23 protein-coding genes are annotated in these 24,378 nt (G+C 63.6%); 13 read left to right on the forward strand and 10 right to left on the reverse strand.

Translation table 11 applies throughout. The annotated features are described in order from the left end of the window. The first annotated feature begins 19 nt into the window (after positions 1–19). Complete coding sequence (locus AWB79_RS33930) at positions 20–844, forward strand: TOBE domain-containing protein (RefSeq protein WP_061171833.1); 825 nt, start codon at positions 20–22, stop codon at positions 842–844. 45 nt (positions 845–889) lie between these two features. Here AWB79_RS33930 and AWB79_RS33935 read toward each other — a convergent pair whose 3' ends face one another. Beyond that, positions 890–1,588: a phosphatase PAP2 family protein gene (locus AWB79_RS33935; RefSeq protein ID WP_061171834.1), complete on the reverse strand. Its 699-nt coding sequence runs from the start codon at positions 1,586–1,588 to the stop codon at positions 890–892. A 341-nt stretch (positions 1,589–1,929) separates the two neighbouring features. On the opposite strand from AWB79_RS33935, the gene AWB79_RS33940 reads away from it, so the two are divergent. Further along, entirely contained in the window at positions 1,930–3,090 is a 1,161-nt protein-coding gene (locus AWB79_RS33940) for an extracellular catalytic domain type 1 short-chain-length polyhydroxyalkanoate depolymerase (RefSeq protein WP_061171835.1), read from the forward strand. A gap of 138 nt (positions 3,091–3,228) precedes the next feature. After that, positions 3,229–3,402, forward strand: a complete 174-nt coding sequence (locus AWB79_RS38010; RefSeq protein ID WP_064506630.1) for a DUF3563 family protein — start codon at positions 3,229–3,231, stop codon at positions 3,400–3,402. Between the two features lie 101 nt (positions 3,403–3,503). Here AWB79_RS38010 and AWB79_RS33945 read toward each other — a convergent pair whose 3' ends face one another. The 5 genes from AWB79_RS33945 to AWB79_RS33965 all read right to left on the reverse strand — a co-directional run bounded on the left by AWB79_RS33945 (position 3,504) and on the right by AWB79_RS33965 (position 6,935). Next, entirely contained in the window at positions 3,504–3,923 is a 420-nt protein-coding gene (locus tag AWB79_RS33945; protein ID WP_061171836.1) for an organic hydroperoxide resistance protein, read from the reverse strand. A gap of 131 nt (positions 3,924–4,054) precedes the next feature. Beyond that, the gene (locus tag AWB79_RS33950; protein WP_061171837.1) at positions 4,055–4,504 is read right to left on the reverse strand and encodes a MarR family winged helix-turn-helix transcriptional regulator; all 450 of its coding nucleotides are present in this window, start codon (positions 4,502–4,504) and stop codon (positions 4,055–4,057) included. Positions 4,505–4,598: 94 nt separating this feature from the next. Further along, a complete protein-coding gene (locus AWB79_RS33955) occupies positions 4,599–5,420 on the reverse strand; it encodes a BPSS1780 family membrane protein (protein ID WP_061171838.1) in 822 nt (273 codons plus the stop codon). A gap of 9 nt (positions 5,421–5,429) precedes the next feature. Then, entirely contained in the window at positions 5,430–6,398 is a 969-nt protein-coding gene (locus AWB79_RS33960) for a homoserine kinase (RefSeq protein ID WP_061171839.1), read from the reverse strand. 126 nt (positions 6,399–6,524) lie between these two features. Then, on the reverse strand, positions 6,525–6,935 hold the full coding sequence (locus tag AWB79_RS33965; RefSeq protein WP_061171840.1) for a hypothetical protein: 411 nt from the start codon (positions 6,933–6,935) through the stop codon (positions 6,525–6,527). A 218-nt stretch (positions 6,936–7,153) separates the two neighbouring features. Between AWB79_RS33965 and AWB79_RS33970 the strand changes: the two genes are divergently transcribed. Next, positions 7,154–8,680 (forward strand): AMP nucleosidase, encoded by a 1,527-nt coding sequence (locus AWB79_RS33970; RefSeq protein WP_061171841.1) that lies wholly within the window; start codon positions 7,154–7,156, stop codon positions 8,678–8,680. Positions 8,681–8,735: 55 nt separating this feature from the next. Here the strand turns inward: AWB79_RS33970 and AWB79_RS33975 are convergent, their stop codons facing one another. Further along, positions 8,736–9,485, reverse strand: a complete 750-nt coding sequence (locus tag AWB79_RS33975; protein ID WP_061171842.1) for an LOG family protein — start codon at positions 9,483–9,485, stop codon at positions 8,736–8,738. Between the two features lies 1 nt (position 9,486). On the opposite strand from AWB79_RS33975, the gene polA reads away from it, so the two are divergent. From polA to AWB79_RS33990, 3 genes are all read left to right on the forward strand, one after another. Then, positions 9,487–12,225, forward strand: coding sequence for a DNA polymerase I (gene polA / locus AWB79_RS33980; protein ID WP_061171843.1), 2,739 nt, complete (start codon positions 9,487–9,489; stop codon positions 12,223–12,225). A 176-nt stretch (positions 12,226–12,401) separates the two neighbouring features. Further along, positions 12,402–13,772 carry an NAD(P)/FAD-dependent oxidoreductase gene (locus AWB79_RS33985; RefSeq protein WP_061171844.1) on the forward strand — a complete coding sequence of 457 codons (1,371 nt, stop codon included), beginning with the start codon at positions 12,402–12,404 and terminating at the stop codon, positions 13,770–13,772. A 212-nt stretch (positions 13,773–13,984) separates the two neighbouring features. Then, the gene (locus tag AWB79_RS33990; RefSeq protein WP_061171862.1) at positions 13,985–14,860 is read left to right on the forward strand and encodes a dienelactone hydrolase family protein; all 876 of its coding nucleotides are present in this window, start codon (positions 13,985–13,987) and stop codon (positions 14,858–14,860) included. A gap of 15 nt (positions 14,861–14,875) precedes the next feature. On the opposite strand, the gene AWB79_RS33995 is transcribed toward AWB79_RS33990, so the two are convergent. Together AWB79_RS33995 and AWB79_RS34000 are read right to left on the reverse strand one after the other, a co-directional pair. After that, positions 14,876–15,745, reverse strand: coding sequence for a sulfurtransferase (locus AWB79_RS33995; RefSeq protein WP_061171845.1), 870 nt, complete (start codon positions 15,743–15,745; stop codon positions 14,876–14,878). A 100-nt stretch (positions 15,746–15,845) separates the two neighbouring features. Next, the gene (locus AWB79_RS34000; protein WP_061171846.1) at positions 15,846–16,952 is read right to left on the reverse strand and encodes an aromatic ring-hydroxylating oxygenase subunit alpha; all 1,107 of its coding nucleotides are present in this window, start codon (positions 16,950–16,952) and stop codon (positions 15,846–15,848) included. A 312-nt stretch (positions 16,953–17,264) separates the two neighbouring features. On the opposite strand from AWB79_RS34000, the gene AWB79_RS34005 reads away from it, so the two are divergent. The 4 genes from AWB79_RS34005 to folE2 all read left to right on the forward strand — a co-directional run bounded on the left by AWB79_RS34005 (position 17,265) and on the right by folE2 (position 21,445). After that, positions 17,265–17,600, forward strand: coding sequence for an exodeoxyribonuclease VII small subunit (locus AWB79_RS34005; RefSeq protein ID WP_061171847.1), 336 nt, complete (start codon positions 17,265–17,267; stop codon positions 17,598–17,600). Further along, the gene (locus AWB79_RS34010) at positions 17,597–18,484 is read left to right on the forward strand and encodes a polyprenyl synthetase family protein (RefSeq protein ID WP_061171848.1); all 888 of its coding nucleotides are present in this window, start codon (positions 17,597–17,599) and stop codon (positions 18,482–18,484) included. Before AWB79_RS34005 ends, AWB79_RS34010 begins: the two co-directional genes overlap by 4 nt. Positions 18,485–18,569: 85 nt before the next feature. After that, complete coding sequence (gene dxs / locus AWB79_RS34015; RefSeq protein WP_061171849.1) at positions 18,570–20,486, forward strand: 1-deoxy-D-xylulose-5-phosphate synthase; 1,917 nt, start codon at positions 18,570–18,572, stop codon at positions 20,484–20,486. Positions 20,487–20,638: 152 nt separating this feature from the next. Then, positions 20,639–21,445, forward strand: coding sequence for a GTP cyclohydrolase FolE2 (gene folE2 / locus AWB79_RS34020; RefSeq protein WP_061171850.1), 807 nt, complete (start codon positions 20,639–20,641; stop codon positions 21,443–21,445). Here folE2 and AWB79_RS34025 read toward each other — a convergent pair. Next, positions 21,442–22,368 (reverse strand): LysR substrate-binding domain-containing protein, encoded by a 927-nt coding sequence (locus AWB79_RS34025; protein WP_061171851.1) that lies wholly within the window; start codon positions 22,366–22,368, stop codon positions 21,442–21,444. The two genes, folE2 and AWB79_RS34025, sit on opposite strands and share 4 nt — an antisense overlap. A 93-nt stretch (positions 22,369–22,461) precedes the next feature. Here AWB79_RS34025 and AWB79_RS34030 point away from each other — a divergent pair, with 93 nt between their 5' ends. Both AWB79_RS34030 and AWB79_RS34035 read left to right on the forward strand, forming a co-directional pair. Continuing rightward, positions 22,462–23,706: an MFS transporter gene (locus AWB79_RS34030; protein ID WP_374728583.1), complete on the forward strand. Its 1,245-nt coding sequence runs from the start codon at positions 22,462–22,464 to the stop codon at positions 23,704–23,706. A 35-nt stretch (positions 23,707–23,741) separates the two neighbouring features. Further along, a complete protein-coding gene (locus AWB79_RS34035) occupies positions 23,742–24,365 on the forward strand; it encodes a glutathione S-transferase family protein (protein ID WP_061171852.1) in 624 nt (207 codons plus the stop codon). The last annotated feature ends 13 nt before the right edge of the window (positions 24,366–24,378 follow it).

A 24,378-nucleotide genomic window follows, 5' to 3' on the forward strand; every position in this document is an offset into this window, starting at 1 on the left:
CACGACCTCGAGGCGACTCATGACTAAAACAGCATCGTCCAAGGTGCGCGATCCGCTGGAACTCGGCGGCTCCGTATGGCTCAGGAGCGGCACGGAAACGCTCGGCGGCTCGGCGCGCATCGCGCTTCTGGCCGCGATTCGAGACACCGGATCGATCACCGCGGCGGCGAAGTCCGTAGGCATGAGCTACAAGGGCGCCTGGGACGCGGTGGACGCGATGAACAACCTCGCCGGCGAGTCGCTCGTTTCGAGCGCGAGCGGCGGCAGGGGCGGCGGCGGCACGACGCTGACGCCGGCCGCGCTGCGCCTCATCGAGACGTATCGCGCGGTCGAACGCGAGCATCGGAAATTTTTGGAACGAGCGGGCGCGGCCATCGAAAGCTTCGCCCATGACTGGCAACTGATCGGGAGACTAGGAATGAAAACAAGCGCACGCAATCAACTGGCCGGCAAGGTGACCAAGGTCACGCGCGGTGCGGTCAACGATGAAATCGAGCTCGGCCTGCCGGGCGGACAGGCGATCGTCGCGGTCGTCACGCATGAGAGCACGCAGACGCTCGGCCTGAAGGAAGGCAGCGATGCGTTTGCGCTCATCAAGGCGTCGTGGGTCATGCTGATGGAAGACACGAACGCGAAGCTGTCCGCGCGCAACCAGTTGCGCGGCACGGTTGCCGGCGTGACGAAGGGTGCGGTGAACGCGGAAGTGTCACTGTCGCTCGACGGCGGCACGACGATCACTGCGATCATCACGAACCAGAGCGCCGATACGCTCGGGCTCGCGCAAGGTCAGAAGGCTGTGGCGGTGATCAAGGCGTCGAGCGTGATCATTGGCGTGAACGACTGATTCGCACGCTTCACCTGCGCTGCCGGGTAACGCGCCTGATGCGCGTTACCCGGCAGCGCGTTTTTCGGCCTGCGCTTCGAGCTGATCGTCCGTGCGATGCTCCGGCGCGCGATAAGTCTTCGCCCTCCAGCTTGCCCGCACGAAGGGACGTTCGTGACCCGATAATCCGAGCGCGATTTCGGTGAGCCAGTGCTGTGTGGGCACCGGCATCCCGTGCAGGGCCACGACGACCGCTGCGAGGCTCGCGACGACGGGCGTCGGCGAGAGCTTGCCGGATTCCGCGCGCCACGCAAACCACACGAACGCGAGCGCGACCACCGCGCCGAGCGCGCAGCCCGCCACCACTTCCGACACCGAATGCGCGTTCAACACGACGCGCGAGACGCCGACCCACATACCCAGCATCAGACCGACGGCGACGCCGGCCGCGCGGATCGCACCGCGCGCGGGCAGCAGTGCGACAAAAATCGCGACCGGCAGCACGCCCGTGGACATCAGCGCGTGTCCGCTGAAGCCGGTGAAGTCGAGATGGCGCACGCCGATTCCCCAGCCGATGAACGCGATCTTGCTCAGCGCGACGAGGCCGCTCGCCGCGCCGAGCAAGCCCAGCCACGCGCATGCGTACTTCCAGCGATAGCCGAGCGCGAGCCAGGCCGCGACGATCAGCGCGACGGGACCCATGACGCCGACGCTACCGAGCGCGGTGATCGAGATCCAGACGGAAGGAGACGGGTCCACGTTCATTGATATGGGTATGCTTGGGAATAGACGTTGCTGCAGTGCGGCGACCGAAGCGGAAACACACGGCGTCGAAAGCGCTTACTTCACTGAGTCGTAATGCCTGGCAAGTATATCGCTTGGGAACATCCTGAATTATGCGACTTTGCTTAAAGCGGGTAGGCGGTTACATTGCGTAACTTTCGTTAAGTTTCGGTTTTTCAATTGAAATGCTGTTAATTCATCTCAATATGTAGGTGGAGGATGGCTGCCGACCGGCCGGGTTTGGTGTTATTGTGCAATGCACAACCCGGTGCGATTTTTTGCTCGCGCCCGTCCGATTGCATGTTCATAAAGGATCCAGCCGAATGTCGAAAAGCCTTACCAAGCTCTGGCTGCGCGGCTTGAGACGCCTGGTCGCCGGCCAGGTCGAAGCGATTCGCGTACCCAAGCCACGCGCGGCGGCCAAGCCCACGCGCGCCAAGACCGTCAAGCCCAAACTGAAATCGGGCGCAGCCGCCAAGACCGCGGGCGCGCCTCGAACGGGTGCACGTCCGGCGCCGCGAGAGTCGCGCGTGCGTCCGCGCGCCTCCGCGTGGGCGCGCGGGAAATGGGCGCGCTCCTATCACTCGGCGCCGCCCACGGCGGGGCGCTTCGTGAACCATCTTTCCTACGCGCTGTACGTGCCGCCGAAGACGTCGCCCGAGTCGATGCCGCTCGTCGTGATGCTGCACGGCTGCAAGCAGAACGCCGACGACTTCGCGCAAGGCACCCGCATGAATCTGCTCGCCGACAAGTACGGATTCGCGGTGCTATATCCCGAGCAGTCGAAGCACGATCATCCGCATCGCTGCTGGCGCTGGTACGACGATTCGGGCAGCGGCGGGGGCGGTGAGGCGGCTTCGGTCGTGTCGCTCGTGCAGGCGATGCTCGACCAGCACGATCTCGACCCCGAGCGCGTCTATCTCGCGGGCATGTCGGCGGGCGCGGGGCTGGCGGCGCTGCTCGCGATGCGTTATCCGCATGTGTTCGCGGCGGTCGGCCTGCATTCGGGCGTGGTTTTCGGCGAGGCGAGCTCGGCCATCGGCGCGATGGACGTGATGCGTCGCGGCAGCCGTACCGATCCCGTCACGCTGATCGACGCCGCCGTCGATGTCCGCGCCTATCCGGGCATGCCGGCCGTGATCCTGCACGGCGAGCTGGATTCGGTCGTCACGCAAGCCAATGCCGAACAGCTCACGAAGCAATTCCTGCGGTTGAACGGCTTCATCGATGCAGCGGGTAATCGCCGGGCAGGCGAGGCGCGCGAGGAAACTCATGCGGATGGCATCGTGAGCGACTATTTCAAGAACGGGCGGCGCGTGGTGAAAACTTCGATCGTGCGCGGACTCGGCCACTCGTGGGCCGGCGGCGATGACACCGTGGCCTTTCATTCGTCGAAGGGACCGGACTCGTCCGCTGTGCTGTGGGAATTTTTCAAGCATCAGCGGCGCTCGAGCGAGGCCGGCCGCGATGCGTACGTCGCGTGACGAGCCGTTCCAGCATTTCGCGTGTTGCAATTTAGTCTTTAGTATCAGCGTTCTAGAGCAAACCACTGGCGTCTCATCAGGGATTACCCTATAATCGCTCTCATAGGTGATAACCCCAGTATTCAAGCGAGGCCTCAAATGTTCCTGCTCAGCCGTATTTTCCTGTTCCTGACCAAATCCGCCGACCAACGCGATCGCGAGCGTGACGACGCGTATCTCGCCGAAGCCACGGATATTTACGATCTCGAATATCGTATGAAGAAACTGGACCAGCGTGCTTCGGTTCGTCGTCCGTCTTGGATTTCGGGCTGATTGCAGACGCTGCAAGTGCGCCGGTTCGATTGCCGGTAGCTTGGTCTGAAGTAAAAATGCCGGCCCTCGTGGCCGGCATTTTCGTTTCCGCAGGTTGCGTCTCAGATCACGTTCACGCGTACATCGATATTATTGCGCGTCGCGTTCGAGTACGGGCAGACTTGATGCGCGGCATCCACCAGCGCGCGCGCGTCGGCGGCGTCCAGCCCCGGCAATGACACACGCAGTTCGATATCCAGCCTGAAGCCGCCCGTGTCGTTCGGGCCGACGCCTACATCGGCGGTGACGGTCGCGTCCGCCGGAATGGCGCGCTTTTGCTGACCCGCGACGAACTTCATCGCCGAAAGGAAACACGCCGAATAACCCGCCGCGAACAGCTGCTCCGGATTCGTCCCCGGCGCGCCCGATCCGCCCAACGCCTTCGGCGCGCTCAGTTTCACGTTGAGTTGTTCGTCCGAAGAAATCGCACGGCCGTCGCGTCCGCCCGTGCTCGTTGCCGTTGCCTTGTACAGAATGTTCATATTGCTCTCCGGTGGTTTGTTTGTCGGATCGATGCTGCGTCGACCGCGGAGAGAAATATATCGCGATAAATATTAGTGTACAAATTAAATTATATCGATCGATACGTTAGACGATCGCTATTGGGTACCTCTTATTGATCGAGATATTGAGCAAGCGACGCGCGTAGCCGCGCGAGATCGCCGCGTAGCCGCAGCATCGCGTCGAGGTCCGAGCCCGACGCGCAGTAAATCTCATTCGGAATCGCGCGGGCGGGTTGCCTGAGCGCGCGGCCAGGCTCGGTCAGGCGGATATACACCTGCCGCTCGTCTTCGACGCCGCGCACGCGCTCCACGTATCCCTGCGCCTCAAGACGCTTGAGCAGCGGCGTCATGGTCGCGGAATCCAGCGAGAGTCGCGCGGCCATTTCCTTGACGGTCAGATCGTCGGATTCCCAGAGTACGAGCATCGCCAGATATTGCGGATACGTCAGGCCGAGCTTCTCCAGCAGCGGCTTGTACGCCTTCGTCATCGCGAGCGATGTGGAATACAGCACGAAGCACAACTGCTGGTCGAGTTCGAGCGGAAAGTCGGGCGGATTCATGACGAAAGCGCAGCGGAAAGGCCGTGGCGGCCGGTTCCGCTAGTGTACGTGCAATGCTTCGCGTGCGAAGGATCGTAGCTTCGGCGCGCTTTGTTCAATTGCCCGGTGTGTCGGGGGCGTTCGGAATATCCGGTGTGTCCGGCGATTGCACGCCGAAGCAGCCGCGGTAGGTCGCGTAAAACGAGCAGTAAAGCGCCGTCGTGACGATGATGGACGCCGGCATGAGCACCGCGAGCGCCATCTCCTGACCCGCGCCGAGCGCCTGCATCAACGCGGTCAGCCCGAACGATACCGCGAGCGCGATGGCGATCCACAGCACGCCGTAAAAGACGAATGCGCCGCGATTGCGCCAGCACGACACGAGGCTGAAGAACAGCGCCTTCGCCGGCGGCACGTCGTGCCACGCGACGAGAATAGGCGCGAACCAGAACAGCATGGCGACGGGTACGTAACACGCCATCGCGATGAGCACGGCGAGCGGGCTGAAGCTCGCGGCCACGGTTTCGGGATCGCCCGTCGGGCCGTCGCCCATCATGAGGCTGAGCAGCGTGCCGCCGTCCACGAGCGCGGACGCCATGAAGATCGCCGCCATTGCCACGATATACAGGCCGCCCAGCGTGAGCAGCCGGCGTGCGACCACGCTGCCGTAGGAACGGAAGCCGTCGACCAGCACGGTCGGCCACACGGGCTTGCCCGCGATCGTATTGCGGCACGCTGCCATGAAGCCGACCGCGACGCCCGGAATGAACAGCAGCGGCAGCACCGGCCCGATGAGCGGCACGCGCGAAATCAGCGTCATCACGAACAGGTAGGCGAAGAACACCGTGAGAAACGCAAAGGGGTTGCGGCGAAACAGCCAGATGCCCTGGCGAAACCACACGTAGCCGGTCTTGGCTGGAACTTCAATCAGTCGCATGTCGCAGGGTTATCGGTTGACGGGAGAAGCGGCTTTGACGCGTTCGCGCAGAATGCGTTCGAAATGGCCGGGGTCGTGCGCCTTCAGCATCTGCGCCTCGCGCGGACGGTGGAAGTCGTACAGACGCGACACCCAGAAGCGCATCGCGCCGGCGCGCAGCATGTCGTTCCAGTGCCGCTCCTCGGCGGACGTGAACGGGCGCACGGTCTGATACGCGCGCAGCATCGCGTCGACTCGCGCGGCGTCGAGCACGCCGGTCGACAAGTCGATGCACCAGTCGTTTACCGTCACGGCCACGTCGAAGAGCCATTTGTCGACGCCGGCGAAGTAGAAGTCGAAGAAGCCGCCCAGGCGCGCATGTTCGCGACCGGGGGCGAACAGCACGTTGTCGCGGAACAGGTCGCAATGGCACGGACCTTCGGGCAGCGCCGCGTAATCCGCCGAGCCGAAGAACGCGGTCTGATGCGCGAGCTCGCTCTCGAACAGCTCACGCTGTTCGCGCGCGAGAAATTCGACGATCGACGGCGCCTTCTCCTGCCACCACGGCAGGCTGCGCAAATTCGGCTGATGCCGCGGAAAATCGCGCCCCGCCAGATGCAGGCGCGCGAGCATCTGGCCGACTTCGACGCAGTGCGCAGGCGTTGGCTGAAGTTCCGGCGAGCCTTCGAGTTTCGTCACGATGGACGCGGGCTTGCCGTGCAGCAGGCCGAACAGCGAGCCGTCGCGACGTGGCATCGGATCGGGCACGGGCACGCGATGCGAGGCCAGATGACGCATCAGATCGAGATAAAACGGCAACTGCTCCGCCGTGAGGTTCTCGAAAATGGTGAGCACGAATTCGCCGTGCGTCGTCGTGAGAAAGAAGTTGCTGTTCTCGATGCCCGACTGGATGCCGCGAAAATCGACGACATCGCCGAGATCGTAGTCTTGCAGCCAGTCGCCGAGTTCGGCGTTGGTGACGGGGGTGAAGACGGCCATGCAGGAAAACGTCGGTCAGGTGAGCGGCCCGCAGCGGGCCTGAGGACGGCGGCGCGGGCAGGAAGCCGCAACGCCGCAAGAAGGCGACCCGCTCCTAACGAGCGGGTCCGAAGCAATCTTACGGGATCAGTAATGCAGGTTGATGGACGGCAGGCGCGTGCTCGCCTTGCCGTTGTCACGCACTTGCGGCGATGTGTCGGCGGGCGCGCTCATCTGATAACGCGTGCCGAAATTCGAACGAACGTCGATTTCGACCGGCTTGCCTTTATCACGATATTCGGTGATTTCGGTGCCATTCGTGCTCATTTCATGAAAGCTAGGCGTGCGCGGCGGCGAGATTTCGACTTTCGAGCTCACATTCGCCGGCGGACGGTTGATGGCTTTCAGGTCGGGAAGGCCGGCGGCTTCTTCCGGCGACATTTTCTGGGTGGCCGGCTGCGGTTCCGCTTGGGCGGCTTGCGGCGCCGGCTGCGCAAATGCGCCAAGGCTTGCTGCGGCGAGGACTGCCGCGGCGGCGGCGCAAAGGTGCGGCTTCATGATGGTTCTCCAGGCGATGGCCGGATTCTAGCAAAACGCTTGTTGGCTCAGTGCAACGCCTTATTTTGCGCTGGTTTCCGGATTTTGACCTTGTGTCGAAAAAAGGTGTTGCAGGGTGTTATCGCACGCACTCATGTAAAGAGGGGCTTCATGGTCCGCGCATTCTTCCGTGTTAAGGTCGATTCATCACGAGGGCATTTGAAAAAAGACACAAGATCATGACAAACGACCGGACTCAGAGCACTCAGGGCACGCCCGCCAGCGATTTCCCCACCGAATCCTTCGAAGACCCCGTCGCGGCCGTCACGCGCCTGTCCGCGATTTACGAAGCGAATACCGCATACCTGCGCGATGCTTTCGCGCGCTATCGGCGCAACGAGCGTTTCACGCATCGCGTGCGCGCGTGTTACCCGTTCGTGCGTGTGCGCACCGAGCTGAACACGCAGATCGATTCGCGGCGCTCGTACGGTTTCGTCGCGGGTCCCGGTATCTACGAAACGACGCTGACGCGCCCCGATCTCTTCGGCGATTACTATCGCGAGCAATTGCGTCTGCTCACGAAGAACCATCACGTGGGCCTGGAGGTGGGCGTGTCGGCGCATCCGATTCCGATTCACTTCGCGTTCGCGGAAGGCATTCATCTCGAAGGCGATCTCGATCGCGACCGCCTGCTCGCCATGCGCAATATCTTCGATACGCCGGACCTCGCGCTGCTCGACGATCGCATCGTCAACGGCACGTACGAGCCGGGCCCGGGCGAGCCGCATCCGCTGGCGCTGTTCACGGCGGCGCGCGTGGATTTCTCGCTGCATCGGCTGCGGCATTACACGGCTACGTCGCCCACACACTTCCAGAACTACGTGCTGTACACGAACTATCAGTTCTATATCGACGAATTCGTGAAGCTCGGCCGCACGATGATGTCGCGCGCGGACGACGAAGAGACGCGCGCATATCGCAGCGAGTATTCGTCGTTCGTCGAACCGGGCGATGTCATCACGTACAACGCCAATCTCGGCGAGCAGCCCGAAGAGGGCACGACGCCCGTGCGTCTGCCGCAGATGCCCGCGTATCACCTGAAGCGCGCGGACGGCAGCGGCATCACGATGGTGAACATCGGCGTGGGGCCGTCGAACGCGAAGACGATCACGGATCACATCGCGGTGTTGCGTCCGCATGCGTGGATCATGCTCGGACATTGCGCGGGCCTGCGCAACACGCAGCGTCTGGGCGATTACGTGCTGGCGCACGGTTATGTGCGCGAGGATCACGTGCTCGACGACGACCTGCCGTTGTGGGTGCCGGTGCCCGCGCTGGCCGAAGTGCAGGTGGCGCTGGAGCGCGCGGTCGCGCAGGTGACGAAGCTCGAAGGCGTCGAGTTGAAGCGCGTGATGCGCACGGGCACGGTGGCGAGTGTCGATAACCGCAACTGGGAATTGCGCGATCATCGTGAGCCGGTAAGGCGTTTGTCGCAGAGCCGGGCGGTAGCGCTCGATATGGAAAGCGCGACGATCGCCGCGAACGGATTCCGTTTCCGCGTGCCGTACGGGACGCTGCTATGCGTTTCGGACAAGCCGTTGCATGGCGAACTCAAGCTGCCGGGAATGGCCGATCAGTTTTATCGCGCGCAAGTAGATCAGCACTTGCAGATCGGCGTCAAGGCAATGGAACTGCTGCGCGAGAACGGCTTGTCGAAGCTGCATTCGCGCAAATTGAGGAGTTTCGCGGAGGTGGCGTTTCAGTGACACCGCAATGAAAAGAGCGAGCGGCTTGAAAGGCCGCTCGCTTCTTGAAACACGTTTACAAATAGAACATCCGGTCCTCGTCCGACTTGCTTTCCGCCGGCTGCTCGACCGCTTCCTCGCGATCTTCATAGAATCGCAGCACGGCATCCAGCACCTGATCCGGGTCGTCGATGACCTGCATCAGATCCAGATCTTTCGGGCTGATCACGCCGTTGGTCAGAAGCGTGTTCTTGAACCAGTCGAGCAGACCGGCCCAGAACTCCGCGCCGACGAGCACGATCGGCACATGACGCGATTTCTTGGTCTGGATGAGCGTCAGCACTTCGGCCAGTTCGTCCAGCGTGCCGAAACCGCCGGGCATTACCACGACCGCGTCCGAGTTCTTCACGAACGTGACCTTGCGCGTGAAGAAGTGACGGAAGCGCAGCGAGATGTCCTGCCACTGATTGCCCGACTGCTCGTGCGGCAATTCGATGTTCAGTCCGACCGATGGCGATTTGCCCGCATGCGCGCCCTTGTTGGCCGCTTCCATGATGCCCGGACCGCCGCCCGAGATGACGGCGAAGCCCGCGTCGGAGAATTTCTGCGCGATTTCGATCGTGAGCTGATAGTACGGCGACTCGGGTTTCAGACGCGCCGAACCATAGATGCTGATGGCAGGGCGGATCTCCGAGAGGTACTCGGTCGCCTCGATAAACTCTGCCATAATCGTGAACATCTGCCACGATGCGCGAGCCTTCTTGGCCGTCGCGCGCTCTTGATCTGCGAGCGATCGCAGACTCGGAATCACTTTTCTCTTGTTCATAATGCCTGAAGAACGAAGTCTTGAAGGTAAGACCCTGCTATTGGTCGACGGTTCTAGTTACTTGTACCGGGCCTACCATGCGATGCCTGACCTGCGAGGCCCCGACGGCGGTCCGACCGGCGCGCTGTACGGCATGATCAACATGCTTCGGCGCTTGCGGCGCGAAGTTAATGCAGAGTATAGCGCGTGCGTATTTGACGCCAAAGGCAAGACTTTCCGCGACGACTGGTACGCCGAATACAAGGCCAACCGGCCCTCCATGCCGGAAGATCTCAGTAAGCAAATCGAGCCGATCCACGTCGCCGTGCGCGCGCTCGGCTGGCCGCTCGTCATGATCGAACGCGTCGAGGCCGACGACGTCATCGGCACGCTTGCCGTCGAAGCCGAGAAACGTGGCATGAAGGTGATCGTGTCGACGGGCGATAAGGATCTGGCTCAGCTCGTGACGGATCATGTCACCCTCATCAATACGATGACCAACGAAACCCTCGACCGCGCCGGCGTGCTGAACAAGTTCGGCGTGCCGCCGGAGCGCATCGTCGATTACCTGTCACTCATCGGCGATACGGTCGATAACGTGCCGGGCGTCGAGAAGTGCGGACCGAAGACCGCGCTCAAATGGCTCACTCAATACGACACCCTTGATGGCATCGTAGAACATGCCGGCGAGATCAAGGGTGCGGTAGGAGACAATCTGCGCAAGGCTCTCGAATTCCTGCCGATGGCCAAAAAGCTCGTTACCGTGCACACGGAATGCGACCTCACTTCGCAGATCGAATCCATCGATGCAACCTTGGAGAGCCGTCCCGAGTCGCGCGACGAACTGCGCGACGTGTTCATGCGCCACGGCTTCAAGACCTGGCTGCGCGAAGTCGAAATCGCCGACGCGGTGGAAGGCCCGACCGACACGCCGCCCGCGCAAGTCACCGAAATCGAGCACCACTACGAAACCGTGCAGACTTGGGAGCAGTTCGAAGCGTGGCTCAAACGCATCAACGATGCCGAGATCACCTCGTTCGACAGCGAGACCACTTCTCTCGATCCGATGACCGCGCAGATCGTCGGAATGTCGGTGTCGACCGAGCCGGGACATGCCGCGTATATTCCCGTCGCGCATCGCGGGCCCGACGCGCCCGAGCAATTGCCGCGCGATGAAGTGCTCGCGAAGCTCAAGCCCTGGCTCGAGGATGCATCGAAGAAAAAAGTCGGTCAACACCTGAAGTACGACGAGCAGGTGCTTGCCAGTTACGGCATCGAAATGCGCGGCGTCGAGCACGACACGCTGCTCCAATCGTACGTGCTGGAATCGCATCGCCCGCATGACATGGACAACCTTGCGTTGCGTCATCTCGGCGTGAAGACGATCAAGTACGAAGATGTTGCGGGCAAGGGCGCGTCGCAGATCGGCTTCGACGAAGTGCCGCTCGACAAGGCGTCCGCCTACGCGGCCGAAGACGCCGACATCACGCTGCGTCTGCATCACGCGCTCTATCCGCAAGTGGCGCAGGAAGAAGGCCTGCTGCGCGTGTATCGCGACATCGAGATGCCGACTTCGCGCGTGCTGCGCAAGATGGAACGCAACGGAGTGCTGATCGATCGTGCGAAGCTCGACACGCAGAGCAACGAGATCGCGAAGCGCCTCGTCGATCTGCAGGCGCAAGCGTATGAACTCGCCGGCGGCGAATTCAATCTCGGCTCGCCGAAACAGATCGGGCAGATTTTCTTCGAGAAGCTGCAATTGCCGGTCGTGAAGAAGACGCCGAGCGGCGCGCCTTCCACCGATGAAGAAGTGCTGCAGAAGCTCGCGGAAGATTATCCGTTGCCGAAGGTGCTGCTCGAACATCGCGGGCTGTCGAAGCTCAAGTCCACCTACACGGACAAGTTGCCGCGCATGGTCAATGCATCGACCGGACGCGTGCACACGAACTATGCGCAGGCCGTCGCGGTCACGGGGCGTTTGTCGTCGAACGAGCCGAACCTGCAGAACATCCCGGTGCGCACGGGCGAAGGCCGGCGCATTCGCGAGGCGTTCATCGCGTCGCCGGGCTGCAAGATCATGTCGGCCGATTACTCGCAGATCGAGCTGCGCATCATGGCGCATATTTCCGGCGACGAGTCGCTGATGCGCGCGTTCAAGGAAGGCGAGGACGTGCACCGCGCGACCGCATCCGAAGTGTTCAATGTGACGCCGCTCGAAGTCGACAACGATCAGCGCCGCATCGCGAAGGTCATCAACTTCGGCCTGATTTACGGCATGAGCTCGTTCGGGCTGGCGTCGAACCTCGGCATTACGCGCGATGCGGCGAAGCTCTATATCGACCGCTATTTCGCGCGTTACCCGGGCGTGGCGGCTTACATGGAGAACACGCGCGCGACGGCGAAGATGAACGGCTATGTCGAGACCGTGTTCGGTCGCCGTCTGTGGCTGCCGGAGATCAATGGCGGCAGCGGGCCGCGTCGACAGGCCGCCGAGCGCGCGGCCATCAACGCGCCGATGCAGGGCACCGCGGCAGACCTCATCAAGCTCTCGATGATCGCGGTGCAGGACTGGCTCGAAGCATCGGGCATCGGCGCGAAGATGATCATGCAGGTCCACGACGAACTCGTGCTCGAAGTGCCCGAAGAAGCGCTTCCCGAAGTCAGGAAGCGCTTACCTGAACTGATGTGCGGCGTCGCGAAGCTGAAGGTGCCGCTGGTCGCCGAAGTGGGCGTCGGCAATAACTGGGAAGAGGCGCACTGAGCAAGTACTGACCGTCCGCTGAAATAGTTTGCGCAAGGCATATGCGGCACATGTCGCATATGTCCGACATGTTGGAGACACGCTTGTGACTGTCACTCAGGCTCACGCACAATGAGCCAGTCGGGGAAGGGAAGCACGATATAGCCGATCGAAGATAAAAGCACAGGGAGAGTTCCATGCATCGATTCATCATCGTCGGCGGTGGGGCCGGCGGTCTCGAACTCGCAACTCGTCTCGGCGACCGTTTCGGCTCGACAGACGAGAAGACGCCGCCGAAAGCTCAGGTCACGCTCGTCGACCGCAATCCGACGCATATCTGGAAACCGCTCCTGCACGAAGTCGCGGCGGGCAGCATGGACCCTTTCACGCAGGAACTCGAATACGCCGCGCAAGCCCTGTGGCATGGCTTCGAGTTTCAGCAGGGCGAACTGGTCGGCCTCAACCGCGCGGCCAGGCGCATCACAATCGGCGCGTTGCGCGACGAGGAAGCGGGCGAACTCCTGCCCGAGCGCGAGCTGGAATACGACACGCTCGTGCTTGCCATCGGCAGCACGACACACTTTTTCGGGGTCGAAGGCGCGCAGGAAAATTCCATCGCACTCGATACGGTCGGCCAGGCCGAGCTCTTCCGCAAGCGTCTGATCCAGGCCTGCATGCGCGCCGAACACTTCACGCCCGAACCCGTCGCGGCAGGCGTGGACGAAGCCGAAGCCGAAGACGAACCCGGCGTCGACCCCGTGCCGCGCATTCAGGTGGCGATCGTCGGGGCGGGGGCGACGGGCGTCGAATTGTCGGCGGAACTGCGCAACACCGCGCAGGTGCTTTCTGCCTACGGATTGCACAAGCTCGACCCGAAGCACGATATCGGCATCGTGCTGATCGAGGCCGGGCCGCGCATTCTGCCGGCCTTGCAGGAGCGCGTGTCGAGCGCGACCGGCGAGCTGCTCACCAAGCTCGGCGTGAAACTGATGACGGGCGAAACCGTCGCGCAGGTCTCGCGCGATTCGATTCGCACCGCGAGCGGCAAGACCATTCGCGCGGATCTCACCGTCTGGGCGGCGGGCATCAAGGCACCCGCGGTCCTCTCCAATCTCGACGGCCTGCCGACCAACCGGCTCGGCCAGTTGACCGTGCGCCGCACGCTGCAAACCGAAATCGACGACAGCGTCTTCGCCCTGGGCGATTGCGCCGCGTGCCCGTGGCCCGGCAACGAGCGCAACGTGCCGCCGCGCGCGCAGGCCGCGCATCAGCAGGCGAGCTTTCTGTTCAAGTCGTTCGAGCGGATGTTGCAGGGCAAGACGCTGCCCGAATACACGTATCGCGATTTCGGCTCGCTGGTGTCGCTCGGACATTACAGCGCGGTCGGCAATCTCATGGGCGGGCTGATCGGCGGCAACATGCTGATCGAGGGGCTGTTCGCGCGGTTCATGTACATGTCGCTGTACCGCCTGCATGTCGCCGCGCTGCACGGCTATGCGCGCATGGTGCTCGATACCGTCGCGCACTGGCTGCGCCGCTCCACCGCGCCACGCGTCAAGCTGCACTGAAACTGCGGCGGAATAGATCGGCTGCGCCATTCGTTTAAAGCTGTTTAGAATGGGCGGCGCGTGAGAGGGCGACGCATTTCGCACGTTCGCCGGTTCACCGTCGTGCAGCGCCACGCCTTGTGATGCCTTGAGCACGAGCGCGCGGTTTTCAACGATCCACGCCGTCGCGCAACCGGAAGCCCGCCGCGATGGCTCAGCCGCGGGAGCTCCGTATGCTAGATCCTGAAGTCGACAGCCTCATTCCGCACGTCCCGTTCAATCGACGCAACTTCATCAAGGCAACTTTCGGCACCGGCTTCGCGGCGTGCGTGCTGCCGGTGTCCGCGCAAGCCATTCATACCGATGACACCGGTCTGGACGCGGGCGCCATCGGCATTCGCGGCGCGGACGGCGCGCTCGTGCCGGCGTATCGCGCGCAGCCCAAGGGCAAGACGCACCTGCCGGTCATCATCGTGATTCACGAGATTTTCGGCGTGCACGAGCATATCGCTGACGTGTGCCGGCGCTATGCGAAGCAAGGATATCTGGCGATTGCGCCGGATCTCTTCACGCGCCAGGGCGATGCATCGGCGTACAAGTCGATGCAGCAACTGAACGAACAACTGGTGTCCAAGGTGCCGGATTCGCAGGTGATCTCCGACATCGATCAGACCGTCAGATGGGCTGGCGAACACGGCGGCGACCTGAAGCGCGTGGGCGTCACGGGCTTTTGCTGGGGCGGGCGCATCACCTGGCTTTATGCCGAGCACAACCCGAACGTCAAGGCGGCGGTGGCGTTTTACGGGCGGCTCGTCGGCAACAAGACCGAGAACACGCCGACCAATCCGATCGACCTTGCGAGCCAGCTAAAGGTGCCGGTGCTCGGGCTTTACGGACGACAGGATCAGAGCATTCCGCAGGACACCATCGAGCAGATGAAACAGGCGCTCGCCAACGATCCGCCGCCTGCGAAGAACTCGCAGTTCGTCGTCTATGACGACGCGCCGCACGCGTTCTTCGCGGATTATCGTCCGAGCTATCGCAAGGCGGACGCGGAAGACGCCTGGAAGCGCGCGCTCGCGTGGTTTCGCGAGCACGGCGTCAAATAACGCGATTCAGGCGCTTCAAGGATTGGGGCCGGTCGCGACTGGCCGGCCCGGGTCAGCGCTCCACTCGCTCCACGAGCCGGGATACAGCGCCGCGCCGTGCAGGCCGGCGATTTCCATCGCGAGCACGTTGTGACAGGCCGTGACGCCCGAGCCGCACTGCAGCACGACACGATCCGGCGACGTCGTGCCGATCAGTGAGCCGAACGCCTCGCGCAGTTCGTGCGCGGTCTTGAAGCGGCCTTCCGCGTTGAGATTGTTCTTGAAGAAGTGATTGAGCGCGCCCGGAATATGCCCGCCGACGGGATCGATGGTCTCGTTCTCGCCGCGATAGCGATCGGCGGCGCGCGCATCGACCAGCAGATGATCGCGTGTGCCGATGCTGCGCTCGATCGCCTGTGCATCGATCGTCACCTGCAGCGGCGCGGCGGCCTTGAACGTGCCTTGCGTCTTGGGCGGCACGGCCGTGTCGAGCGGCTGTCCCGCGTCTTCCCAGGCTTGCAGGCCACCGTCGAGCAGCGCCACCGAGTCGTGCCCGAGCCAGCGCAGCAGCCACCACAGACGCGCGGCGTACATGCCGCCCTGCGCGTCGTAGGCGACGACCTGCTGACGTTCGTTCAGGCCGAAGCTCGCGAGCTTCGCGACCAGCGCGGCGCGCTCCGGCAGCGGGTGACGCCCGTTCGTGCCGGTCTTGGCGCCGGACAGATCGCGGTCGAGATGAAGATAGTGCGCGCCCGGAATATGCCCGCTGGCATAGGCCGCTTCGCCGGATTCGGGCGCGGCGAGATCGAACCGGCAGTCGAAAACGAGAACGCTGCCGGGCGCGGCGGCGAGCCGTTCGGCGAGATTCGTCGCCGATATGAGCGTGGTGTAGTGAGTGTGCGGCATGACGGCTCCAGATTCGGCGCGTGTGGTCCGAGGATGAGCCATTAGTCTAAAAGAAAAAACGGGCTCGAAAGCCCGTCTTTTCCTGATGACCGAACCGCGTTCAGATCGGCCCGAGTTGATGCCGGAGGAACTCGTGGAAATGCTGCATTCCAGATTCCATCGGGCTCTGGTACGGGCCGACTTGATTTTCGCCACGTGCCATCAGCGCGCGGCGGCCAGCGTCCATGCGCTCGGCTATCTCGTCGTCCTCGCGCGCGGTTTCCATGTACGCGGCGCGCTCCGCCTCGATGAACTCGCGCTCGAACAGCGCGATTTCCTCGGGGTAATAGAACTCGACGATATTCGTCGTCTTCTGCGTGCCGCGTGGAATCAGCCACGACACGACCAGCACGTGCGGATACCACTCGATCATCAGACCGGGGTAGTACACCATCCAGATCGCGCCGAACTCGGGCGGCGCGCCGTTGCGAAAGCGCAGGACTTCGTCATGCCACTTGCGATACGTCGGACTGCCCGGCTTCTCGAGATTCTTGTGGACGCCGACGGTCTGCACGCTGTACCAGTCGCCGAATTCCCACTCGAGGTTGTCGCACGACACGAAGCTGCCCAGTCCCGGATGGAACGGCGCGACGTGATAGTCCTCCAGATAGACCTCGATGAAGCTCTTCCAGTTGTAGTTGCACTCGTGCACTTCGACGTGATCGAACATGAAGCCCGAGAAGTCGAAGTGACGTGCCGTGCCAAGTCTCGCGAGATCCGCGGCGACGTTGCGGCCCTCCGATTCGAAAAGCAGGCCTTGCCAGTTCTGCAGTGAAGTCTTGCCGAGGTTCAGGCAGGGCTTGTCCGCGAAGTGGGGCGCGCCGAGCAAGTGGCCGTCGAGATCATAGGTCCAGCGATGCAGCGGGCAGACAATGTTGTCCGCGCTGCCGCGGCCATTGAGCATGATCGCCTGGCGATGGCGGCACACGTTCGACAGCAGTTCGATGTTTTTCTGCTGATTGCGGACGAGCACGCGCCCCTCGCCTTCGCCCGGAAGCGCGAAATAGTTTCCCGCCTCGGGAACCATGAGTTCGTGCCCGATATAGCGTGGACCTTGCTTGAAAAGTGTGTCGAGTTCGCGCGTAAGAAGCGCTTCGTCAAAGTAAGCCGTGACTGGCAGCTGGCTATGAACAGCCTTGAGCTGCAATGCATTGCTCAGATTGGACATTCCCACTCCCGATGAAAACGTGAAAGCAGTGAACAACCCAACCATCGAAGGTTCGATTTAGGGGAGCCCGCGATTATACCGAAATCCGCCATGCCGGGGCGCATAAGGTCTTGATTTGGGTATAAATTGTCACCGGAGTTCCGCATAATCGCCCGGCGATCGCGAGCGGATGGCGCGCTGGGCGCGGATTGGCGGACAATGCCGCAAGGCAGTGTTGACGGTCCCGCACGTACCGGATGCGGGTCGAAAATTTGTCTTTTGCCGTAGAATGTGGGACTTGGCTCCAAAAGTTCAATTGCACATCCACGATTCATGGCGAAAACCGCTGTCCAGCAAACAGGTGAGGTAACTGGCGCCGACGCGCCGAGCGCGGACGCCGCGCGGCTTCCTGAGAATTACGAAGCGGCCCTGGCCGAACTCGAGGCACTCGTGGCGCGCATGGAAGAGGGCGCGCTGAGTCTTGAGGAATCGCTTGCGGCATACCGTCGCGGCGCGGCGCTTGTGGGTTTTTGCCAACAGCAACTCGAGAAGGTCGAACAGCAGGTACGCGTGCTCGATGGCGAGACGCTCAAGCCGCTGCCCGCCGACGTACAGCGCGCCACCCAAGGCGCCGGAGCCACCAACGACCACGGGGACGACGACCTATGACGTTCGAACAATGGATGCGCGCCACGCTCGACCGTGTCGAGACCGCGCTCGAGCACTACCTGCCGGGCACGGACGTCGCGCCGGCGCGCCTGCATGAAGCCATGCGCTACGCCGTGCTGGGCGGCGGCAAGCGTGTGCGACCGCTCTTGTGCCACGCGGCCGGCGAACTGACCGGCGCCAGCGCGCAGGCGGTGGAAGCGGCGAGCGCCGCGCTGGAAATGATTCATGTCTATTCGCTGGTGCATGACGACATGCCCGCCATGGATGACGACGCACTGCGCCGCGGCAAGCCCACGGTACACATCCAATATGACGAAGCGACGGCACTGCTCGTCGGCGACGCGTTGCAGTCGCAGGCGTTCGTCGCGCTGACGGCCGAACGCAATGGTCTGAACGATGGCCAGCAGGCCGCGCTGGTGCGCGAGCTGGCGCTCGCGAGCGGCTCGGTCGGCATGGCGGGCGGGCAGGCCATCGATCTGGAAAGCGTCGGGCGCAAGCTGTCGCGGCCCGAACTCGAAACGATGCATCGCAAGAAGACGGGCGCCCTGCTGCGTGCGTCGGTGCGCATGGGCGCGCTCGCTGGCGCGACGCCGAGCGCGTCGGACCTGGCGGCGCTCGACCAGTACGCCGCCGCGGTCGGCCTCGCGTTCCAGGTGGTGGACGACATCCTCGATGTCACCGCCGACTCGGCCACGCTCGGCAAGACCGCCGGCAAGGACGCGCAGCACGACAAGCCGACTTACGTATCGATCATAGGCCTCGACGCGTCGCGCGAACTCGCGGCGCAACTCGGCCGCGACGCCCATGCCGCGATCCAGCCTTTCGGCGCGCGCGGTCAGCGTCTCGCCGAGCTTGCCGACCTGGTCGTGAACCGGGTGAATTGATTGTTGAACGCGTGACGAACCCCACGGCGCGAAGCAAGAAATCGCGCTGAACGAATCACGCCAGTTTTCCTAAAATGGGACGACGATGTACGACCTGCTGAAAACCATCGACGATCCGGCCGATCTCCGTGCCCTCGATCGTCGCCAACTGCAACCGCTGGCCGATGAGCTGCGAGCCTATGTGCTCGACAGCGTGTCGCAGACGGGCGGCCATCTGTCGTCCAATCTGGGCACGGTCGAGCTGACGATCGCGTTGCACTATGTGTTCGATACACCTGCTGACCGCATCGTCTGGGATGTCGGCCATCAGACGTATCCGCACAAGATCCTCACCGGTCGCCGCGATCAGATGCCCGGGCTGCGCCAGTTGGGCGGCATTTCCGGCTTTCCGCGCCGCGCCGAGTCGGAATACGACACCTTCGGCACCGCGCACTCGAGCACGTCGATTTCGGCGGCGCTCGGCATGGCCGTCGCAAACAAGCTGCAAGGCGACAACCGCTACTCGATCGCCGTGATCGGCGACGGCGCGATGACCGCCGGCATGGCCTTCGAGGCGATGAACAACGCGGGCGTCGCCGACGACCTGCCGCTGCTCGTCATCCTCAACGACAACGACATGTCGATCTCGCCGCCGGTCGGCGCCTTGAATCGCCATCTCGCGCGTCTGATGTCGGGCCGCTTCTACGCCGCCGCGCGGGCGGGCGTCGAGCGCGTGCTGCGCGCCGCGCCTCCCATGCTCGATCTCGCCCGCAAGCTCGAAGAGCACGCGAAGGGCATGATCGTTCCGGCGACGCTGTTCGAGGAATTCGGCTTCAACTACATCGGCCCGATCGACGGTCACGACCTCGACTCGCTGGTCCCGACGCTGCAGAACATCAAGGAACTGCGCGGCCCGCAATTCCTGCACGTCGTGACGAAGAAAGGCCAGGGCTACAAGCTCGCCGAAGCCGATCCGGTGCTGTATCACGGTCCGGGCAAGTTCAACCCGGCCGAGGGCATCAAGCCGGCGACCACGCCTTCGAAAAAGACCTACACGCAAGTGTTCGGCGAATGGTTGTGCGACGCCGCAGCGCAAGATTCGCGCGTGGTCGGCATCACGCCGGCGATGCGCGAAGGGTCCGGCATGGTCGAGTTCGAGAAGCGCTTCCCGGAGCGTTATTTCGATGTCGGCATCGCGGAACAACACGCGGTGACGTTCGCCGGCGGTCTGGCCGCTGACGGCATGAAGCCCGTCGTCGCAATCTATTCAACCTTCCTGCAACGCGGCTACGACCAGTTGATCCACGACGTCGCGCTGCAGAATCTGCCGGTCGTGTTCGCGATCGACCGCGCGGGTCTCGTCGGCGCGGACGGTGCGACGCACGCGGGCAACTACGATCTCGCGTTCCTGCGCTGCATCCCGAACATGACGGTGATGGCCGCATCGGACGAAAACGAGTGCCGTCAGATGCTCTACACGGCGCTGCAGCAGCCGAACCCGACCGCCGTGCGTTATCCGCGCGGCGCGGGCACGGGCGTCGCGACCGTCAAGCAGATGACCGCGATTCCCGTCGGCAAGGGTGAAATCCGCCGCGAGTCGTCGCAGAAGCTGGGTTCGGGCAAGCGCATCGCGATCTGCGCGTTCGGCACGATGGTCGCGCCGTCGCTGGCCGCCGCGGAACAGCTCGATCTCACCGTCGCCAACATGCGTTTCGTGAAGCCGGTCGACGCCGACCTGTTGCGCGAACTTGCCGCGACTCACGACGCCATCGTGACGATCGAGGAAGGCTCGATCATGGGCGGGGCGGGCTCGGCATGCGTGGAAGCGCTGCTCGCCAGCTCCGTCATCAAGCCCGTGCTGCAACTCGGCTTGCCGGACGCGTTCATCGATCATGGCGATCCGGCCAAGCTCCTCGCGAGCGTCGGTCTGGACGCGGCGGGCATCGCGAAGTCGATTCGCGAACGCTTTCTCGACGCTGTCGAGAGGGCGCATGCAGACAAGCTGACCAAGCGCGTCGCGTAAGTTTCGACGGCTCGACGGTTCAACGGCGCGCTCGGGGTGCGCCGCGCAACATCGCTTTGGCACACGGCGCGGACCTCCATCCGCGCCGTGTGCGCTTCAACGTTTCGATCCGCCCGCGTCGCCCTGACGCGCGGCGCATAAGGACAAAACAAATGAATCAGATGAATCCCGCCTTCGTGATGCCCGATGTCCAGAGCACGCCCGACACGCGCCAGATCGCGATTCAGCGCGTCGGCGTGAAGGGCGTGCGCTATCCGCTGACGGTGCTGACGGAAGACGGTCTCAAGCCGAGCGTGGGCGTGTGGAATCTCGACGTTCATCTGCCTGCCGAACAGAAGGGCACGCATATGTCGCGTTTCGTCGCGTTGCTGGAGGAGAATCGCTCTCCGCTCGACCAGCACGCGCTGCGCGGCATGCTCGCGCTGATGCTCGCGAAGCTCGAAGCGCATTCGGGCCGTATCGAAGTGACCTTGCCGTACTTCGTGATGAAAACCGCGCCGGTGTCGGGCGTGAAAAGCCTGCTGGACTATGAAGCGAGCTTCATCGCCGAGCGGCGCGACGGCGACACGACCATGTCGATCAAGGTGCTCGTACCGGTGACGAGCCTGTGCCCGTGCTCGAAGAAGATCTCGGAGTATGGCGCGCACAACCAGCGCTCGCACGTCACGATCACGGCGGAACTGGCCGATGAAGTCGCGGTCGAGGAGCTGATCCGCATGGCTGAGGAAGAGGCTTCGTGCGAGCTTTGGGGCTTGCTGAAGCGCCCCGACGAGAAGTTCGTGACCGAGCGCGCGTACGAGAATCCGAAGTTCGTCGAAGACCTCGTGCGGGATATCGCGACGCGCCTGAATGCGGACAAGCGCATCGTCGCTTACGTGCTCGAGGCGGAGAACTTCGAGTCGATCCACAATCACAGCGCTTACGCGGTCATCGAGCGCGACAAGCGCCGCGACGCTTAAAGCATCTCGGCGAGCGCCGTTTCCGACGAAACGTGCGCTTCCCGCACCGAGGCGATCACCAGCGACGCAAGCCGCTCCACCGGCGGCGACGCGCTTCCCGATGCGCGATGCAGCGCCAGCGGAATCGACGGCAACGCGGGCAGGCGGCATTCACCGGCCTCGAGCGCGCGTACCGTCGATGGCAAGCCGTAGGTCGTGCGCACGGTCACGCCGAGACCGGCCGCGGCGGCCGCCCACAGTCCCGACAAGCTCGGGCTCGTGAACGCCACCCGCCACTTGATGCCCGCGCGATCGAGCGCCGCGGCCGCCGCGCTGTGAAACATGCAAGGTCGATCGAAGGCGATGAGCGGCAAAGGCTCGTCCGTCCCATATTGCCAAGGAACGCTCGATGAGCCGATCCAGCGCATGTGCGGCGTGGCGATCGGCTCGGCGATCATCGCGGCATTGCTGTCGTCGGTAACGCCGGCCGCGCCCCAGACGAGCGCGAGATCGAGCTGACCGGTATCGATGCGCTCCAGCAACTCCGTATTCCGCGCCACGCGTGCTTCGATCCGCACCTTCGGATGCGCGCGCGCGAAGCGGCCGAGCACATCGGGCAGCACGACTTCGCCGAAATCCTCCTGCAAGCCGAGCCTTATCCAGCCTTCCAGATCGACGCCGCGAAGCGCGACGGCGGCCTCGTCGTTCAGTTCGACGAGGCGTCTCGCGTAACCGAGCATGATCTCTCCGGCTTCGGTGAGCGCGAGTCCGCGCCCCGATTTGCGAAACAGCGCGGTGCCCGCCTGTTCCTCCAGCTTGCGAATCTGTGCGCTGATGGCCGACGTCGAACGGCCGACGCGATCCGCCGCCTTCGCGAAACTGCCCAAATCCATGCCCGCGACGAAGCTGCGCAGCACCGCGAGATCGAATGTCGTCTGGCTCATGGAAATCGTCCTGATAATCCGAATGATCGATTGAAAACTTTGTGATTTTCAGGATGATCCTAAGCCGTCAAACTGGCTCCAGTCAAATCCGATATGGACAGCATGATGGCAACGCCCCTCGTATTGAAATCGAAGAACGCGTCCGCGCTCGGTCGCGGGCATCGCTGGAAGGTGCTTGGCGTCGGCGTCGCGGCCAACGCGAGCTTCTCTGCCGCGTCGGCGGGCATTCCGACTACGGCGGTCTGGCTGCGCGGCGGCTATCACCTCACTAACAGTGAACTCGGGCTCGTGCTCGGCGCGCTCGGCCTCGGCGCCGCGCTCTCCGAATTGCCGTGGGGCGTGCTGACGGATCGCTGGGGCGATCGCCCGGTCTTGCTCACCGGCCTGCTTTCCACGGCGGCCACGCTCATCGCGATGAGCCTGCTCCTCGTGCCCGCGACCGCCACGCTTGGCTGGCTCGTCGTCGGGATGGGTGTGATCGGGCTGCTCGGCGGCAGCGTCAACAGCGCGAGCGGGCGCGCGGTGATGGCGTGGTTCGCCGAAGGCGAGCGCGGTCTCGCGATGAGCATCCGCCAGACCGCGGTGCCGCTCGGCGGCGGCATCGGCGCGGGATTGCTGCCGTGGCTGGCGTCATCGCATGGCTTTGCGGCGGTGTTCGGCGCGCTGGCGGCGTTGTCGGCGGCATCAGGCGCGTTTGCCTGGCGCTGGTTGCGCCAACCGCCGGACGCGGTCCATCGCGCCGCGCGGCATGAAGCGGGCGCCGCGCCGCTCAGGAATGCGCTGGTGTGGCGCGTGGTGCTGGGTATCGGCATCTTGTGCGTGCCGCAGTTCGCCGTGCTGACCTTCGCGACCGTGTTCCTGCACGACGCTGCGCGCTTCGGCGTGACGGCGATCAGCGCGACGATGGGCGCGATCCAGCTCGGCGCGATGGCGATGCGCGTCTGGAGCGGCCGATACACCGATCGTCACGGCAACCGGCGCGCGTACATGCGCGCGTCGGTGATCGTGGCGTCGGCGTCGTTCGTCGCGCTGGCGGTGGCGATTGCCGGCGGGCTCGCGCACGCGCCGTGGCTGATCGCGGCGATGCTCGTGTTCGCGGGCGTGAGCGTATCGGCGTGGCACGGAGTCGCATACACCGAACTGGCGACGCTCGCGGGCGCCGAGCGCGCCGGGACCGCACTCGGCATGACGAACACCGCAGTGTATGCGGGCTTGTTCGTGACGCCGCTCGTCATTCCGCATGTGCTCGCGGCCGGTTCGTGGGCCATCGTCTGGCTCGCGGCGGGCGCGTGCGCGCTGATCGCATGGCCGTTGTTTCCGAGGCCCGCACGCGCTTAAACTGGCTCTCCACTTACGACTAAGCGGAGCGCCTCTTGATCCTCATCGGCCAATACGATTCCCCGTTCGTGCGGCGCGTGGCCATCGCGCTGAATCTCTACGGCATGACGTACGAGCATCGTCCGTGGTCGGTGTTCGGCGACGCCGACAAGATCGCGCCGTTCAATCCGCTGATCCGCGTGCCGACGGTCGTGCTCGATTCCGGCGACGTGCTGATCGAAAGCGCGATGATCCTCGACTATCTCGACGAGCAGGCAGGCGAGCACGCGATGATCGCGGCGAGCGGCCCGCAACGCCGCGAGGCGCTGAAGGTCTGCGCGCTCGCCACAGGTCTCGCTGACAAGGCCGTTGCGCTGGTCTACGAACGCGTTTTGCACAAGGAGAAATCGCAAACCTGGCTGGACCGCTGCACGGGACAGGTCGAGCGCGTGCTGAACGCGCTGGAGGCGGATCGCGCCGCGCGCCCGACGCCGTTCTGGTTCGGCGACGCCATCGGCCACGCGGATATCGCGGTGGCGTGCGCGCTGCGGTTCGCGCGCGAAGCGCATCCGTCGATTTTCACGTCGACGCGCTGGCCGACGCTCATCGGCCACAGCGATCGCTGCGAAGCCCTGCCGGTCTTCAAATCGATCGTGCAGCCGTTCAATCCGCCGCGATGAGGCGCGGGTTATA

Origin of the sequence: Caballeronia hypogeia, assembly GCF_001544875.2 — a bacterium.
Lineage (GTDB): Bacteria > Pseudomonadota > Gammaproteobacteria > Burkholderiales > Burkholderiaceae > Caballeronia > Caballeronia hypogeia.

Excerpts from the sequence above, each read along its gene's own strand:
- AWB79_RS33955 (WP_061171838.1), bottom strand. The coding sequence starts at position 5,420 with ATGCGACTGATTGAAGTTCCAGCCAAGACCGGCTACGTGTGGTTTCGC.
- AWB79_RS33985 (WP_061171844.1), top strand. The coding sequence starts at position 12,402 with ATGCATCGATTCATCATCGTCGGCGGTGGGGCCGGCGGTCTCGAACTC.
- AWB79_RS34005 (WP_061171847.1), top strand. The coding sequence starts at position 17,265 with ATGGCGAAAACCGCTGTCCAGCAAACAGGTGAGGTAACTGGCGCCGAC.
- AWB79_RS33995 (WP_061171845.1), bottom strand. The coding sequence starts at position 15,745 with ATGCCGCACACTCACTACACCACGCTCATATCGGCGACGAATCTCGCC.
- AWB79_RS33960 (WP_061171839.1), bottom strand. The coding sequence starts at position 6,398 with ATGGCCGTCTTCACCCCCGTCACCAACGCCGAACTCGGCGACTGGCTG.
- AWB79_RS34010 (WP_061171848.1), top strand. The coding sequence starts at position 17,597 with ATGACGTTCGAACAATGGATGCGCGCCACGCTCGACCGTGTCGAGACC.
- dxs (WP_061171849.1), top strand. The coding sequence starts at position 18,570 with ATGTACGACCTGCTGAAAACCATCGACGATCCGGCCGATCTCCGTGCC.
- AWB79_RS34000 (WP_061171846.1), bottom strand. The coding sequence starts at position 16,952 with ATGTCCAATCTGAGCAATGCATTGCAGCTCAAGGCTGTTCATAGCCAG.
- folE2 (WP_061171850.1), top strand. The coding sequence starts at position 20,639 with ATGAATCAGATGAATCCCGCCTTCGTGATGCCCGATGTCCAGAGCACG.
- AWB79_RS34030 (WP_374728583.1), top strand. The coding sequence starts at position 22,462 with ATGGACAGCATGATGGCAACGCCCCTCGTATTGAAATCGAAGAACGCG.
- AWB79_RS33970 (WP_061171841.1), top strand. The coding sequence starts at position 7,154 with ATGACAAACGACCGGACTCAGAGCACTCAGGGCACGCCCGCCAGCGAT.
- AWB79_RS34025 (WP_061171851.1), bottom strand. The coding sequence starts at position 22,368 with ATGAGCCAGACGACATTCGATCTCGCGGTGCTGCGCAGCTTCGTCGCG.
- AWB79_RS38010 (WP_064506630.1), top strand. The coding sequence starts at position 3,229 with ATGTTCCTGCTCAGCCGTATTTTCCTGTTCCTGACCAAATCCGCCGAC.
- AWB79_RS33950 (WP_061171837.1), bottom strand. The coding sequence starts at position 4,504 with ATGAATCCGCCCGACTTTCCGCTCGAACTCGACCAGCAGTTGTGCTTC.
- AWB79_RS33945 (WP_061171836.1), bottom strand. The coding sequence starts at position 3,923 with ATGAACATTCTGTACAAGGCAACGGCAACGAGCACGGGCGGACGCGAC.
- AWB79_RS33965 (WP_061171840.1), bottom strand. The coding sequence starts at position 6,935 with ATGAAGCCGCACCTTTGCGCCGCCGCCGCGGCAGTCCTCGCCGCAGCA.
- AWB79_RS33940 (WP_061171835.1), top strand. The coding sequence starts at position 1,930 with ATGTCGAAAAGCCTTACCAAGCTCTGGCTGCGCGGCTTGAGACGCCTG.
- AWB79_RS33975 (WP_061171842.1), bottom strand. The coding sequence starts at position 9,485 with ATGAACAAGAGAAAAGTGATTCCGAGTCTGCGATCGCTCGCAGATCAA.
- AWB79_RS33990 (WP_061171862.1), top strand. The coding sequence starts at position 13,985 with ATGCTAGATCCTGAAGTCGACAGCCTCATTCCGCACGTCCCGTTCAAT.
- AWB79_RS33930 (WP_061171833.1), top strand. The coding sequence starts at position 20 with ATGACTAAAACAGCATCGTCCAAGGTGCGCGATCCGCTGGAACTCGGC.
- polA (WP_061171843.1), top strand. The coding sequence starts at position 9,487 with ATGCCTGAAGAACGAAGTCTTGAAGGTAAGACCCTGCTATTGGTCGAC.
- AWB79_RS33935 (WP_061171834.1), bottom strand. The coding sequence starts at position 1,588 with ATGAACGTGGACCCGTCTCCTTCCGTCTGGATCTCGATCACCGCGCTC.